General features: G+C 69.7%; 13 protein-coding genes and 3 pseudogenes. 5 read left to right on the top strand and 11 right to left on the bottom strand.

Annotated elements, in window-relative coordinates; translation table 11 throughout:
• Positions 1 to 66: 66 nt before the first annotated feature.
• Together H2Q94_RS02275 and H2Q94_RS02270 are read right to left on the bottom strand one after the other, a co-directional pair.
• Positions 67 to 1,727, bottom strand: a pseudogene (locus H2Q94_RS02275) (AMP-binding protein).
• A gap of 85 nt (positions 1,728 to 1,812) precedes the next feature.
• Positions 1,813 to 2,070: a cupin domain-containing protein gene (locus H2Q94_RS02270; protein ID WP_243791485.1), complete on the bottom strand. Its 258-nt coding sequence runs from the start codon at positions 2,068 to 2,070 to the stop codon at positions 1,813 to 1,815.
• Between the two features lie 66 nt (positions 2,071 to 2,136).
• Here H2Q94_RS02270 and H2Q94_RS02265 point away from each other — a divergent pair, with 66 nt between their 5' ends.
• Positions 2,137 to 2,916 carry a PhzF family phenazine biosynthesis protein gene (locus H2Q94_RS02265; RefSeq protein ID WP_243791483.1) on the top strand — a complete coding sequence of 260 codons (780 nt, stop codon included), beginning with the start codon at positions 2,137 to 2,139 and terminating at the stop codon, positions 2,914 to 2,916.
• Positions 2,917 to 3,007: 91 nt separating this feature from the next.
• Positions 3,008 to 3,403, top strand: a complete 396-nt coding sequence (locus H2Q94_RS02260) for a YccF domain-containing protein (RefSeq protein WP_243791481.1) — start codon at positions 3,008 to 3,010, stop codon at positions 3,401 to 3,403.
• A gap of 253 nt (positions 3,404 to 3,656) precedes the next feature.
• On the opposite strand, the pseudogene H2Q94_RS02255 reads toward H2Q94_RS02260, so the two are convergent.
• The 6 genes and pseudogenes from H2Q94_RS02255 to H2Q94_RS02235 all read right to left on the bottom strand — a co-directional run bounded on the left by H2Q94_RS02255 (position 3,657) and on the right by H2Q94_RS02235 (position 7,511).
• Positions 3,657 to 4,420 (bottom strand): annotated as a pseudogene (locus H2Q94_RS02255) (HAD-IIA family hydrolase).
• A 26-nt stretch (positions 4,421 to 4,446) separates the two neighbouring features.
• Positions 4,447 to 4,698, bottom strand: a complete 252-nt coding sequence (locus H2Q94_RS31090; protein WP_407075537.1) for a TOBE domain-containing protein — start codon at positions 4,696 to 4,698, stop codon at positions 4,447 to 4,449.
• A 363-nt stretch (positions 4,699 to 5,061) separates the two neighbouring features.
• Positions 5,062 to 5,478: pseudogene (locus H2Q94_RS31085) on the bottom strand (ATP-binding cassette domain-containing protein); the annotation flags it as partial.
• Between the two features lie 62 nt (positions 5,479 to 5,540).
• The gene (locus tag H2Q94_RS02245; protein ID WP_243795480.1) at positions 5,541 to 6,311 is read right to left on the bottom strand and encodes an ABC transporter permease; all 771 of its coding nucleotides are present in this window, start codon (positions 6,309 to 6,311) and stop codon (positions 5,541 to 5,543) included.
• A gap of 35 nt (positions 6,312 to 6,346) precedes the next feature.
• Positions 6,347 to 7,111, bottom strand: coding sequence for a molybdate ABC transporter substrate-binding protein (gene modA / locus H2Q94_RS02240; RefSeq protein WP_243791479.1), 765 nt, complete (start codon positions 7,109 to 7,111; stop codon positions 6,347 to 6,349).
• 1 nt (position 7,112) lies between these two features.
• Positions 7,113 to 7,511, bottom strand: coding sequence for a TOBE domain-containing protein (locus H2Q94_RS02235; RefSeq protein ID WP_243791476.1), 399 nt, complete (start codon positions 7,509 to 7,511; stop codon positions 7,113 to 7,115).
• Between the two features lie 180 nt (positions 7,512 to 7,691).
• Here H2Q94_RS02235 and moaA point away from each other — a divergent pair, with 180 nt between their 5' ends.
• The 3 genes from moaA (at position 7,692) to H2Q94_RS02220 (ending at position 10,431) form a co-directional block, all read left to right on the top strand.
• Positions 7,692 to 8,741: a GTP 3',8-cyclase MoaA gene (moaA, locus tag H2Q94_RS02230; protein WP_243795479.1), complete on the top strand. Its 1,050-nt coding sequence runs from the start codon at positions 7,692 to 7,694 to the stop codon at positions 8,739 to 8,741.
• A 6-nt stretch (positions 8,742 to 8,747) separates the two neighbouring features.
• Positions 8,748 to 9,044 (top strand): MoaD/ThiS family protein, encoded by a 297-nt coding sequence (locus H2Q94_RS02225; RefSeq protein ID WP_243791473.1) that lies wholly within the window; start codon positions 8,748 to 8,750, stop codon positions 9,042 to 9,044.
• A 757-nt stretch (positions 9,045 to 9,801) separates the two neighbouring features.
• A complete protein-coding gene (locus H2Q94_RS02220) occupies positions 9,802 to 10,431 on the top strand; it encodes a transglycosylase family protein (protein ID WP_243791471.1) in 630 nt (209 codons plus the stop codon).
• Positions 10,432 to 11,231: 800 nt separating this feature from the next.
• Here the strand turns inward: H2Q94_RS02220 and H2Q94_RS02215 are convergent.
• From H2Q94_RS02215 to H2Q94_RS02205, 3 genes are all read right to left on the bottom strand, one after another.
• Positions 11,232 to 12,197: a molybdenum cofactor biosynthesis protein MoaE gene (locus tag H2Q94_RS02215; RefSeq protein ID WP_243791469.1), complete on the bottom strand. Its 966-nt coding sequence runs from the start codon at positions 12,195 to 12,197 to the stop codon at positions 11,232 to 11,234.
• A 93-nt stretch (positions 12,198 to 12,290) separates the two neighbouring features.
• Complete coding sequence (gene moaC, locus H2Q94_RS02210) at positions 12,291 to 12,770, bottom strand: cyclic pyranopterin monophosphate synthase MoaC (protein WP_243791466.1); 480 nt, start codon at positions 12,768 to 12,770, stop codon at positions 12,291 to 12,293.
• A gap of 267 nt (positions 12,771 to 13,037) precedes the next feature.
• Positions 13,038 to 14,492, bottom strand: coding sequence for an NAD-dependent malic enzyme (locus H2Q94_RS02205; protein ID WP_243791463.1), 1,455 nt, complete (start codon positions 14,490 to 14,492; stop codon positions 13,038 to 13,040).
• Positions 14,493 to 14,581 lie beyond the last annotated feature (89 nt).

Below are 14,581 nucleotides of genomic sequence, written 5' to 3'. Positions count from 1 at the left end.
ATCGCGTGGGCGCTCCACACCTGAACGGGGTGCGGTCAAGGGTGGGGACAGATCGTCCACACGGGTTCAGTCGTCCAGATCGAGCAGGGTCTTTGCCTGTTGGCGCATTTCGACCTTGCGGATCTTGCCGGTGACGGTCATCGGGAAGTCGTCGACGACGTGGACGTAGCGCGGAATCTTGTAGTGCGCGAGCTTGCCGGTGCAGAACTCGCGCAGTGCTTCGGCGGTGAGTTCCGGGGCTCCGGCGCGCAGCCGCGCCCACACCATCAGCTCCTCCCGAAGCGCTTGTCGGGGACGCCGATGACCTGGGCGTCCACGATGTCGGGATGGGTGTAGAGGAACTCCTCGATCTCCCGCGGATACACGTTCTCACCGCCGCGGATCACCATGTCCTTGATGCGCCCGGTGATGCTGACGTACCCGGCGGAGTCCATCACCGCCAGATCGCCCGTGTGCATCCAGCGGGCGCTGTCGATGACCTCGGCGGTCTTGTCCGCCTGCTCCCAGTAGCCCAGCATCACCGAATACCCGCGCGTGCACAGCTCCCCCGCCTCCCCGCGCGGCACCGTGAGCCCGGTGACCGGGTCGATGACCTTCACCTCCAGGTGCGGGCCGACCCGTCCGACGGTGGAGACGCGGCGGTCCAGGGAGTCGTCCGCGCGGGTCTGGGTCGACACGGGGCTGGTCTCGGTCATGCCGTAGCAGATGGACACCTCGCTCATGCCCATCCGGTCGATGACCTGCTTCATCACCTCGGCGGGGCAGGGTGAACCGGCCATGATGCCGGTGCGCAGCGAACTCAGGTCGAAGCTCGCGAAGTCCGGGTGGTCGAGTTCGGCGATGAACATCGTCGGCACCCCGTACAGCGAGGTGCAGCGCTCGGCCGCGACCGCCGCCAAGGCCGTTCCGGCGTCGAACCCCTCGGACGGAATGATCATCGCCGCGCCGTGGCTGGTGCAGGCCAAGTTGCCCATCACCATCCCGAAGCAGTGGTAGAAGGGCGGCACGACGGCGACCCGATCGACTTCCGAGTAGCCGCAGAGCTCGCCGACGAAGAACCCGTTGTTGAGGATGTTGTGGTGCGACAGCGTCGCGCCCTTCGGGAACCCGGTGGTGCCCGAGGTGTACTGGATGTTGATCGGATCGTCGGCGCCGAGCTCGGCCCCCGCCGTCGCCAGCCGCGCCGGATCACCCGCCCGGCCCCGCTCGAACAACGAGTCCCAGGTGGAGTCGTCGAACAACACGACCTGCTCCAGGCCGGGACAGCTCGGCCGCACCTGTTCGATCATCGCGGTGTACTCGGAGGTCTTGAACCGCTGCGCCGACACCAACATCCGCACCCCGGCCTGATTGAGCACGAACTCCAGCTCGTGCAGCCGGTAGGACGGGTTGATGTTGACCAGGATCGCGCCGATCTTCGCCGTCGCGTACTGGGTGAGCGTCCACTCCGCGCGGTTCGGCGACCACACGCCCACCCGGTCGCCCTTGCCGATGCCCCCTTCGAGCAGACCGATGGCCAGCGCGTCCACGTCGGCGACGAACTCGGCGTAGGTCCAGCGGCGGCCGCTCGTGTGCTCGACCAGCGCATCGCGCCCGGGCACCCGGGCGGCGGTGCGGTCCAGGTTGCCGCCGATGGTGTCGCCGAGCAGCGGCACTTCGGAGATGCCGGAGTCGTAGCTGGGTTCCGCTGTTCCGGTGGTGTCCACAGTGACCTCCCCGATCCGCATGGTGCAGGTCACTCATGCTCACCCACGAACGGCGGAAAATCGAGGGATCGAGCCGACCTGGCGAGACGCCGCGGGGTCGCTCGGGTCAGCCGGCGGCGGGGCCGCCCGGCGGCAGCTGCACGGTCATGATCAGCTCGCGGATCTCCTGGCCGGAACCGCGGTAAGCGTGCGCGGCGTCCCCGGCGAAGCTAGCGGTCCCTCCGGCCTCGACGACGTGCTCGGTGCCGTCGACGACCAGGACCAGCCGCCCCGAGATGACACTGATCGTCTCCACGACTCCGGCCTGATGGGGGTGGCTGGGGTACTCCTCGCCGGGTTCCGGCCGCCGGCGCCGGATCTCCACCGGAGTCGGGACGGCGATCGTCAGTCAGCCTCCTCGCCCTGCCCTGAGCCGCCGTAGGCTGCCCGGGTGCGCATCTTCGTCGTGGATTCCTTCACCGAAACCCCCTTCAGCGGCAACCCGGCAGGCGTCGTGCTGCTCGACGCCCCCGCCTCCGAGGCGTGGATGCGATCGGTGGCCGCCGAGATGAAGCACGCCGAAACGGCGTTCGTGGTCCTCGACGGCACCGAACCGAAACCGCTGCGCTGGTTCACCCCCACCACCGAAGTCGACCTGTGCGGGCACGCCACGCTCGCGACCGCGCACGCGCTCGGCGGCGACCAGCGGTTCAGCACCCGAAGCGGCGAGCTGACCTGCACCGACGCCGGGGACGGCTGGATCGGGATGGACTTCCCGGCGAACACGCCCAGCCCGGCGGAGGCCCCCGCCGACCTGGCGGCGGCACTGCCCGGCGTGACCGTCGAAGCGGTGCTGACGACCTCGGACGACCTGCTCGTGCGAGTCGCCACCGCCGCCGAAGTGCGCGAGCTCGAACCGGACCTGGAGCTCATCGGCCGCTGGGACCGGCGGGGCGTGATCGTCACCGCCGAAGGCGATCGGGACGGGGTGGACTTCGTGAGCAGGTTCTTCGCGCCCGCCTCCGGCATCCCGGAGGACCCGGTGACCGGCTCCGCGCACTGCAAGCTGGCCCCGTACTGGGCGGCTGAGCTGGGGCGGGAGTCCGGTGCGGAACTCGTCGGCGAACAGGTCTCGGCACGCGGCGGGCTCGTCCGCGCGACCCCGCGCGGTGAGCGGGTCGGACTGCGCGGCCGGGCCGTCACCATCCTCGAAGGCGACCTCCGCGTCTGAACATCCGGCGCGAAGCCCTCAGGGGCGCCTGGGGGAGAGCTCAGGGGCGGCACCTGAACAACCCGCCGGATGATCATGGCAAGCTCGGGGCATGCAATTGCTGCTGAACGTCATCTGGTTGATCTTCGGCGGGCTGTGGCTGGCCCTGGGCTACGCCGTGGCCGGCATCGTCCTGAGCATCACGATCATCGGCATCCCGTTCGGGATCGCCTCGTTCCGGATGGCGAACTTCGCGCTGTGGCCGTTCGGGCGTCGGCTCGTCGACGAGCCGGGGGCCGGTTCGTTCTCCGCGATCGGGAACGTGCTGTGGCTGCTGCTGGCCGGTTGGTGGCTCGCGATCGGGCACATCGTCACCGGCATCACGCAATGCATCACGATCATCGGGATCCCGCTGGGCATCGCCAACTTCAAGCTGATCCCCGTGTCGCTGTTCCCGATGGGCAAGGCGATCATCGACTCCGACGACCGCCTCCCCACCCGAGGCTGACCGACCAGCGGCCCCTTCGCCCGAGACCGGGCGGAGGGGCCGCTCGCTTCACAGGCCCTCCCGAGCCAACGGACCGTTCGCCCAATCCCACTGGACAAACGGTCCGCTCACCCCACAAACCCACCCGAGCCAACGGACCGTTCGCCCAATCCCACTGGACAAACGGTCCGCTCACCCCACAAACCCACCCGAGCCAACGGACCGTTCGGCCCAATCCCACTGGACGAACGGTCCGTTGACTCCGGTGCGGTGCTCAGGCGCCGAAGGGGTCGGCGGTGTGGTCGACCAGATCGGCGATGGAGTTGATCACCTTGGTGGGGCGGTACGGGAACAGCTCCGCGGTGTTCACATCCGAGATCCCGGTGAGCACCAGGATCGTCTGCATGCCGGACTCCAGGCCGGAGCGCACGTCGGTGTCCATCCGGTCGCCGATCATCAGCGTGTTCTCCGAATGCGACCCCAGCGCCCGCAGCGCCGACCGCATCATCAGCGGATTCGGCTTGCCCACGTAGTACGGCGCCCGGCCGGTCACCCGCTCGATCAGCGCGGCGACCGCGCCCGTCGCGGGCAACGTGCCCTCCCGGCTCGGCCCCTTCTCATCCGGGTTGGTGGCTATGAACCGCGCACCGCCCTCCACGAGCCGGATCGCCTTGGTGATCGCCTCGAAGCTGTACGTGCGGGTCTCGCCCAGGATCACGTAGTCCGGGTCGCGGTCGGTGAGCACGTAGCCGATGTTGTGCAGCGCGGTCGTCAAACCGGATTCGCCGACGACGTGCGCACTGCCTCCGGGACGCTGCTTCTCCAGGAACTGGGCCGTCGCCAGCGCGGAGGTCCAGATCGCCGACTCCGGGATGTCCAGGCCGGTGCGCAGCAACCGCGCCCGCAGGTCACGCGGGTGAAGATCGAGTTGTTCGTGAACACCATGAACGGCAGCCCGTGCTCGCGGAGCTCGGCCAGGAACCGATCGGCTCCGGGCACCATGTGCTCCTCGTGCACCAGCACGCCGTCCATGTCCATCAAGTACGTCCAGGGCGCTTCCTCAGTCACGCCCCAGATGATCCTCCCGACACCGGGTGAATGGCTACTTCGGCGGCCTTAACCACGAAAAATACGTCGTCACCGACGCTCAACCCCAGGTCGGCGACGGCCGCCGGGGTCACGTCGGCCGCCAGCACCACCGCCTCCGGCGAGCGCGTCTCAGCGCGCAACCGCACCACGTCACCACGCGGCTCCAGCGCGTTGATCCGCACCGGCACGGCGTTGCGCGGGCTGGCGTGCGGACGTTCCCGGTGCACCGCGACCGCCGACGGCGAGAACACCGCCGCGGCCTGCTCCCCCGGTTCCGAATCTTCCTCGGCGCGGCCGGTGACCGGGATGTCGCCGAACACGAGCCCGCCGTCGGCGGCGGCACCGGTGAGCAGGTTGAGCCCGGCGATGCGGGCCGTGAACGCCGCCTCCGGCCGGGTCAGCACCCGTCGCGTCGGTCCCTGCTCGATGATCCGCCCGTCCACCAGCACCGCGACCCGATCGGCCAGCACCACGGCATCAAGCACGTCGTGGGTGACCAGCACCGTCGGCTGCCGCTGCTGCTTGAGCACCCGGTGCAGCAGGCCGCGGACGGCGGGCGCGGAGTCCACGTCCAGCGCGGCCAGCGGTTCGTCCAGCAGCAGCAGGCTCGGGGAGGCCGCCAGCGCGCGAGCGAGCGCGACGCGCTGCGCCTGGCCGCCGGACAGCTGCGCCGGGCGGCGGTCGGTGAACTCGGCGGCGTCCACTTCGGCCAGCCAGCGCCGAGCCGTCTCCCGCGCCTCGGACTTGCCGACACCGGCGGCCCGGGGGCCGAAAGCCACGTTCTCCAGCACCGACATGCGGGGGAACAACAACGCGCTCTGCGCCAGCAGGCCGACACCCCGCCGGTGCGTCGGCACCTGCCGCGCACGCTCCGCGTCGCACCAGACGTGCTCGCCCAGAGCCACCCGGCCGCGATCCGGAACGAGCAGCCCCGACAGCACCGACAGCAGCGTCGACTTGCCCGCCCCGTTGGGGCCGAGCACCGCCAGCACCTCCCCCGGCGCCACGGCCAGCTCGGCGCGAAGGGTGAACTCGGGGCGGGCGAACTCGATTCGGGCGTGCAGACCGGTCACGCGCGTCCCTCCACTGCCTTCGTGCCCGCCAAGCCGATCACCAGCAGAGCCAGCACCACCAGCAGCAACGACATCGCCACCGCGGCGTCCACGTCGGACTGAGCGGTGGTGTAGATGGCCAACGGCAACGTGCGCGTGGTGCCCTGCAGGCTGCCCGCGAACGTGATCGTCGCGCCGAACTCGCCCAGCGCGCGGGCGAAAGTGAGCACCACGCTCGAGCCCAGCGCGGGCAGCAGCATCGGCAACGTGACCCGCCGGAACGTCAACCACGGCCCGGCACCGAGCGTCGCCGCCACCTGCTCGTAACGGGCGTCGGCCGAACGCAGCGCGCCCTCCAGCCCCACCACCAGGAACGGCATCGCCACGAACGTCTGCGCCAGCACCACCGCCGCCGTCGTGTAAGGCAGCCGGAGCCCGGCGTCGTCCAACAGCCCACCCAGCGGACCGGTCCGGCCCAGCAGGTACAGCAACGCCAGCCCGCCCACGACCGGCGGCAGCACCAGCGGCAGCAGCACCACCGCCCGCAGCACCCGCACTCCGCGCAGCCGCGCCCGCGCCAGCACCACCGCCAGCGGCCCGCCGAACACCAACGACAACACGGTCGCCACCAGCGAGGTGCGCACCGACAGGTCCAGCGCGTCCACGGCCGCCGAACTCGTCAGCAACGCGGGCAGCCGCGCCGGATCGACGCGGGTGAGCAGGCCCAGCACCGGCAGCACGATCAACGCCAGTGCGAGCGCCGCGGGCACCCACAGCACACCCGGCATGCCCACCGAGGGCGCGCGCCGCATCCGGTTCGGCCTCATTCGGCGCCGAAACCGTGCGCCGTGAGCACTTCCTTCCCGACCGGGCCGCGCACGTAGTCCAGGAACCGCGCGCCCAGCTCCGGTTCCGGGGCGTCCTTGAGCGACACGATCGGATAGTCGTTGATCGCCCGCTGGGACTCCGGGAACTCCACGCTCTGCACCTGGTCGGCGGCGGCCTTCGCGTCCGTCACGTAGACGAGGCCCGCGTCGGCCTCGCCCGCGGTCACCTTGCGCAGCACCGACTTCACGTCGTTCTCCTCGCTGGCCGCGTTGATCCGCAGGCCCGCCGCCTGTTCCACGGTCTGCGCCGCCGAACCGCACGGGACCTGCGGCGCGCATTGCACGACGAGCCTGCCCGGCGCGTTGAGGTCGGCCAGCGAGGCGATGTGGTCCGGGTTGCCCTTCGGCACCGCGATCGTCAGCTCGTTCGTCGCGAAGACCTGCGGCTCGGCGCCCGTCACGCCCGCCTTGCTCGCCTTGTCCATGTTCTTGGTGTCCGCCGAGGCGAACACGTCGGCGCGGCGCCCCTGCGTCAGCTGCTCGACCAGCGTGGACGAGCCCGCGTAGTCCAGCTGCACCCGCACCCCCGGGTTCTCCGCCTCGAATCGGCCTGCGAGCTCGTCGAAGGACTCCGTGAGCGAGGCCGCGGCGAGCACCGTGACCGTCCGCTCGCCCTGCGCCTGCTCGGAGCCGCCGGCCGAGCACCCGGCCAGTAACAGCGCGAATCCGGCCAATGCCACGACAACTCTGGATCCGATCACGTCAGCCTCCCGGCGTTTCCACCACCACGGCGGTCGACTTGACCACCGCCACCGCCAGCACTCCCGGTTCCAGCCCCAGCTCCCGCACGGCCTCGGTGCTCATCAGCGACACCACCCGGTGCGGACCGCACTGCAACTCCACTTGGGACATCACCCGGTCCGAGACGACCTCGGTGACCAGCCCGACGAGCCGGTTGCGGGCCGAGCGGCCCACGCCGGAGGGATCGGGCACGGCACGCGCCTGTTCACGGGCGAACTCGGCCAGGTCGGCACCGTCGATCACGAGGCGACCGGAACCGTCGCGCTCGGTGGGGAGCTGCCCGCCGTCGGCCCAGCGGCGAACGGTGTCGTCGCTGACGCCGAGCAGCCCGGCGGCTTCGGAAATCCGATAATGCGGCACAGCCGAGAGATTACTGCCGCAACTGCGGATGAGACAGTGTCATCGAACACGCGGATGCGGACTCGAGTCCCGTCCGCTGTGGATTTCCGCTGGTGAGGAATCCGCCGCGGCAGCACGATAAAGCCCGCACGACGATCGAAATACCCCTCCGGGCGGGGTTACGCTCGAAGAGTGACCGCAGTGGACCTGGGCATCCCGGCCGTGCGCCCCACGACCGACACATCGACTCGTCCGGACACCCCGGCACTGGTCGACCGATTCGGCCGTGTGGCCACCGACCTTCGCGTTTCGTTGATCGACAAGTGCAATCTGCGCTGCACCTACTGCATGCCCGCAGAGGGCCTGCCGTGGCTGAAACGCCAGGAAATGCTCAACACCGAGGAAATGAACCGGCTGATCCGGATCGCCGTGGAGACCCTCGGAGTCACCAACGTGCGGTTCACCGGCGGCGAACCGCTGCTGCGCCAGGACCTGGTGGACGTCATCGGCGCCACCAGCGCACTGACCGGGAATCCGAGAACTTCGTTGACCACCAACGGAATCAACCTGCGCAGGCACGCCGACGCGCTGGTCGAGGCCGGACTGGACCGGGTCAACGTCTCGCTGGACACGCTGCGCGCCGACACCTTCCACCAGCTGACCCGCCGGGACCGTTTCGACGACGTGCTCGACGGACTCGCCGCGGCGAAGGCGACCGGCCTGGAACCGGTCAAGGTGAACGCGGTGCTGCTGCGCGGCGTGAACGACGACGAAGCCGGTGACCTGCTGCGGTTCTGCCTGGAGCAGGGGTACCAGCTGCGGTTCATCGAGCAGATGCCACTGGACCCGCAGCACGGCTGGGACCGCGACCAGATGATCACCGCGGACGAGATCTTGGAGCGGCTGAGCGAGGAGTTCACCCTCACCCCGCACGTCGCCGAGCGCGGCTCGGCACCCGCCGAGCGCTGGCTCGTCGACGGCGGCCCGGGCACGGTCGGCGTGATCGGCTCGGTGACGCGGCCGTTCTGCGCGGACTGCGACCGCACCCGGCTCACCGCCGACGGGCAGCTGCGGTCCTGCCTGTTCTCCACCACCGAGACCGATCTGCGCGCCCCGCTGCGCGACGGCGCCGGGGACGACGAACTGGCTCGGCTGTGGCAGGAGACGATGTGGGCCAAGAAGGCCGGACACGGGATGGACGATGACGGGTTCGCCCAGCCGTCCCGCCCGATGAGCGCGATCGGAGGCTGACCAGCCATGACGGTGCAGTTCGAAGGTGCGCCGACGGCGCTGGCGGTACGGGTGCGGTACTTCGCCGGAGCCAGGGCCGCGGCAGGTGTGGCCGAGGAAACGCTGACGGTCTCCGCGGGCTCGCCGGGTCCGGTGCGGGCCGACGACGTGATCGACGCGGTGCTGGCCGCGCACGACGAGCGGTTGGCGAGCGTCGTGCCCGCCTGCAGCTTCCTGCTCAACGGAGTCGCGGTGCGCGACCGCTCGACCCCGGTGGGCGAGGGCGATGAGCTGGACGTGCTGCCGCCGTTCGCGGGTGGCTGAACGACTGCGGCGATCGAGTCTTCTCCTTATTGATCCGCCCGCGCAGGCGCGCGTGCGCGGATACAACACTCCCCGGCGTGTCTGACACACTCCTCCGGGTGACATTTCGGTGTGCGATCGAGTGGATGCGCACCGCTGTTCTGCGGCCGTTCCGGCGACCGTCTCTTGATCTTCGAACCGATCCCGCGACGCCGTTCGCGATCTCGCCGACTCGATCACTCGACCGAGGTCCACAATGACTCAGCGTCACTTCGATTGATCAGTGCGTGATCACAAAATCCCGCGGATCCACGCGTGTTCCGGACTCGATTCAGGCGGCTCGCAAAGTGACGAGCACTCAACGAGCAGGTTTCAGGGGCGCCGAAGAGGTGAGCCACGCCTCACTGACGGTGATCGATCTCGGCCCGGAAACGACTTGATAACGACGCTCTGATCAGGACAAACGATCGAGATCGGACACCCCCGAGCCATCGTTACTGTGACGACCGTCACATATGTTCAGATTTCCGCTTCGCCGATCGGTTACGTAGTGTCGCTCTCCGGTCGGCCCCGAACCGATCAGCAAGGACCACGGAAGCCCGCAGCGCCGAACCCTGTCCGGCGGGCTTCCCACCCCCGAAAGAACCCACCGGACAGGGGCGAGGGAACCACCACTGGGCGCCCCGAACGCCCGGCGGGTGAAGCCGGCTCCCGAGCCGGCCGGGCTGCTTCAGCCCGAACCCGACGGCTCACCTCGCAAGCGCGGCAGGAGAGGGAAATGACTCGCTACGAAGGCAAGCACCGCAAACCTTCCACCGCCGGCATCGCCCGCAACGCCGCACGGCTGGCCATCGCAGGTGCCGTGGTCGCCGCCCCGATCGCGGTCGCAGCACCCGCCAACGCCGCTGACTGGGACAAGCTCGCGCAGTGCGAGAGCAGCGGGAACTGGAACGCCAACACCGGAAACGGCTTCTCCGGCGGTCTCCAGTTCACCCCGTCCACCTGGGCCGCGTACGGCGGCACCCAGTACGCGTCGAACGCCAAGGACGCCAGCCGCGAAGAGCAGATCGCGGTCGCCGAGAAGGTCCTCGCCTCGCAGGGCTCGGGCGCATGGCCCGGCTGCACCTCGAAGACCAGCTGGACCAGCGGCAGCACCAGCAACAAGTCGAGCGGTTCCTCGGAGAAGAGCTCCTCGTCGAAGAAGAGCGAGAGCTCGAGCTCCAAGAAGTCCACCAAGAAGTCCACCGTGAAGTCCAACGGTGCCGACTACACGGTGCAGACCGGTGACACCCTGGGCAAGATCGCCAGCCAGTACGGCGTCGACTACCAGGACATCTTCGAGAAGAACAGCAGCGTGCTCAACGACCCGAACATGATTTTCCCGGGTCAGCAGCTCGACATCAAGTGATCACCCGGCCAGGTCCATGAACCTGGCGAGGAGTCGGAAGCCCGGCCCGTCCCCCCGTGCGGGCCGGCCCGGCCCCTCCACAACCCGGGACCCTGCCGCCACCCCCAGCGGCAGGGTCCCGTTTCACTTTTTTGGGGGGTGCACGGCTCTTTTTGCTTTGGTGGTCGGGTGGCGGAACCTCAGTGAGCCTCTCGCTGCGGGATCTTTTTCCCAAGTGGCTCCGCCACGAGGGAAAAAGCTGTCCTCGCGAGAGGCTCACTGAGAACCCGCGGGTGAGCGGCTTTTTGACGTGGGCTATGTGCTTCGCACATACAGGCACGGCCTTCGGCCGCAAGGCAGGCGGGGCTTCGCCCGCCCTTCGCGGACTTCGCCGCCAAAAGCACGGCTACGCCGCAAGGCACGGCCCTCGGCCGCAAGGCAAGCGGGGCTTCGCCCGCCCTTCGCGGACTTCGCCGCCACAAGCACGGCTACGCCGCACGGCACGGCCCTCGGCCGCAAGGCAAGCGGGGCTTTGCTCGGCCTTTTGGGGGCTTCGCCGCCGAAAGCACGGCTCGTCGTCAGGATTCGGGTTCGGTGGTGGCTTTGAGGCTTGGGGTTCGGCGCTCGCCGTGAAAGGGCGGGAGGCGGGATCTTGAGGTTCTCGGTGGGGGTGAGGCTCCGGGGCGGGTGAAGTGAGCCTCGATCGTTGCCTCGTTGAGACCTGGATGGGGCTGAAACGCTCAAGGAACGTCGTCAGCGAGATCGAAAGCGGAACCGGGGTTCCCCTGCTGGGCGCCGCCGCGGACTGCGCAGAGACGATCTCAGGGGCAGTTGACCCATTCTTCCGATGCGTCCGTGAAGACCTGGCGCTTCCAGATCGGGAGGCGGCGCTTCACCTCGTCGACGAGTTCGGCGCACACCGCGAACGCCTCCTTGCGGTGTTCGGCGGCTACGGCGCAGGCCAAGGCGACGTCGCCGATCCCCAGCAGGCCCACGCGGTGCGCGACCGCCAAGGCTCGGACTCCGTCGTAGCGGCCGGCCAGCTCGGTGGCGACCTCGCGGATCACCTCGTCGGCGCTGGGATGCCCGACGTATTCGAGCTCGGTCACGCCGCGCCCGCCATCGTGATCCCGCACCACGCCGCCGAAGGTGACGACCGCGCCCGCGGCCCGGTCCTCCACCAGCCGCTCCAAGTCCGCGACTCGCAGCGGGCGGTCGGCGACCTCGGCCAGCAGCACGGCGGCCGCGCCCGACCCGGCGGCCGAGTGCTCGTGAGAGTCCGAGGCGCCCGGTTCGACCCCGCCGCCGGGCGCGTGATCACCGCCGCGGAGCTGGTCCACGGCGTGATCGAGCACTCCGTCGAGCACGCCGAGCCCGTCGGCGACGCCGCCGCGAGATCCCGGCAGGTTCACGATCAGTGTCCGCCCGCTCACCCCGGCCGTCCCGCGGGAGAGCACCGCCGTCGGCACCTGCGGCAGACCGGCCGAACGCACCGCGTCGGCCAAGCCCGGAACCTCGTAGTCCAGCACTTCGCCGGTGACCTCGGGAGTGCGGTCGGTCGGGTTGATCCCGGTGCCGCCGGTGGTGATCACCACGGTGACCTCGGCGTCCACGGCCTCCCGCAGCGCTCGCCCCACCGGCTCACCGTCCGGCACGACCAGCGGGTCGCCGACCTCGAAGCCGCGCTCCCGCAGCCATTCGACGATGACCGGTCCGGTGCGGTCGGTGTAGACGCCTGCCGCGGCACGGTTCGACGCGGCCACGACACGAGCGGTGCGTGCTGACATGGGCGGAACTCCTTGCGATCGCCGGGCAGGCGCGACGGAGCGGACGTCGCTGCACTAGGTCCAGCCTACGAGCCGCCGCCGACGGCCGATTGATCAGTCCTCGCGAACCCAGGTGCCCGTTTTGCCGCCTTCTTTGCGTTCGACGCGGACGGCGTCGAGCACCGCGGCCGGATCGACCGCTTTGATCATGTCGTGCAGCGCGAGCCCGGCACCGGTGACGGCGGTCAGCGCCTCCATCTCGACACCGGTCCGGTCGGTGGTGCGCACCGTCGCCGTGATCCGGACCTCCGCGTCCCCGAGGTCCAGCTGCACCTTGACGCCGGACAGCGCGATCGGATGGCACAGCGGGACGAGGTCGGGAGTGCGCTTCGCCGCCATGATCCCGGCGATCCGCGCGGTCGCCAGCGCATCGCCCTTGGGCAGCCCGTCCCGCCGCACCAGCGCGAGGACTTCGGCCGTGGTGCGCACGATCCCGGTGGCCACGGCGGTGCGCGCGGTCGCCTCCTTCTCGGAGACGTCGACCATGCGAGCCGCCCCCGACTCGTCCACGTGCGTGAGCTCGTCCTGCGCCATACCGCAAACCTTAAGAGCCCGCCCCGCCCCCATCCGCACAGGGCTCACACCACGTACCGCCCCGGCGAGGCGCGACCCTTGTCCTGTCAGCGGCGAAACCGCTCGGCAGCGACCACCAGGGCAAGTCGGCCACCAGCGAGTTCTCAGCGTTCTTCCCGCGAGCACAGCAATGTTGCGCGTGGCGGAGCCACTCGAAGATCGCTCCCGCAGCGAGAAGAGCGCTGAGGTTCCGCTACCCGGCCACCAGAGCGGAACGACCAGGACAGGTCAGTAGTCGAGGTCTTCGGCCATGGACCAAGGCATGGAGGAACCACCGGCGGAGGGCTGTTCGGTGCGGCCCGCGATGGCGGCCTTGCGGACGGCTTCGGCGACGGCGGGCGCGACCGCCGTGTCGAAGACGCTCGGCACGATGAACGACGGGTTGACCCGCTCCTCACCGTCGACGACGTCGGCGATCGCGTTCGAGGCCGCGATCATCATGTCGTCGGTGATCTCGTGCGCGTGCGCGTCGAGCAGTCCGCGGAAGAAACCGGGGAACGCCAGCACGTTGTTGATCTGGTTCGGGTAGTCGCTGCGGCCGGTGGCGACGACCTTGGCGTGCTGCTGCGCCTCCAGCGGGTCGATCTCCGGGTCCGGGTTGGCCAGCGCGAACACGATCGCGTCGTCGTTCATGCTGGCCACATCGTCGGCGCGGAGCAGGTTCGGCGCGGACACGCCGATGAACACGTCGGCCCCGTTGACCGCGTCGGACAGGGTGCCGGTGCGCCCGTCGGCGTTGGTGCCCGCCGCGATGGAGCGCAGGTTCTCGTCCTCGTCGCCGCGGGCGCCGTGCACGATGCCGTCGATGTCCACGGCGATGATGTCGGCGGGTTTCTTGTGCTGCAGCAGCCGGATGATCGCCGAGCCCGCGGCACCGACACCGCAGACGACGATGCGGGCGTCCTCGATGTCCTTGCCGACGACCCGCAGCGCGTTGCGCAGCGCGCCGAGCACCACGATGGCGGTGCCGTGCTGGTCGTCGTGGAACACCGGGATGTTCAGCTTGTCCCGCAGCCGCGCCTCGATCTCGAAGCAGCGCGGCGCGGCGATGTCCTCCAGGTTGATGCCGCCGTAGACGGGCGCGATGAGCTCGACCGCGCGGATGATCTCCTCGGTGTCCTGGGTGTCCAGGCACACCGGCCAGGCGTTGACGCCGGAGAACTTCTTGAACAGCGCGGCCTTGCCCTCCATCACGGGCAGCGCGGCCTCCGGGCCGATGTTGCCGAGTCCGAGCACGGCGGAGCCGTCGGTGACCACGGCGACCGAGTTCCGCTTGATCGTCAGCCGCCGGGCGTCCTCCGGGTTCTCGGCGATCGCGGTGCACACCCGGGCCACACCGGGCGTGTAGGCGCGGGAGAGGTCGTCGCGGTTGGCGAGCGCGACCCGCGAACTCACTTCGATCTTGCCGCCGAGGTGGACCAGGAAGGTCCGGTCGGAGATCTTGCGGACCTTCACACCGGGCAGTTCACCGAGCCGGTCGGTGATGTCGTTGGCGTGGTCGGCGGACAGCGCGTTGCAGGTGATGTCCACGACGATGCGGTCGGTGTGCGATTCGACGACGTCGAACGCGGTGATCACGCCGCCCGCACGCCCGATGGCGCTGGCGAGGTCACCGGCGGCGCTGGCCGACGGCGGCGCCTCCACTCGGACCGTGATCGAGTACCCCGGACCTGGAACCGGCATGGCCACACCCCTGTCGCGCGTGAAGTTTCAGCTTGAACACCGGGCCTGAAGCACACCACTCGCGGCTACGGCAAGATCCAGCGCCCACC

The organism is Saccharopolyspora gloriosae, from assembly GCF_022828475.1.
In the GTDB taxonomy this organism is placed as follows: domain Bacteria; phylum Actinomycetota; class Actinomycetes; order Mycobacteriales; family Pseudonocardiaceae; genus Saccharopolyspora_C; species Saccharopolyspora_C gloriosae_A.
The sequence above is the reverse complement of the archived record's forward strand: the minus strand, read 5'-3'. Positions and strand labels throughout refer to the sequence as shown.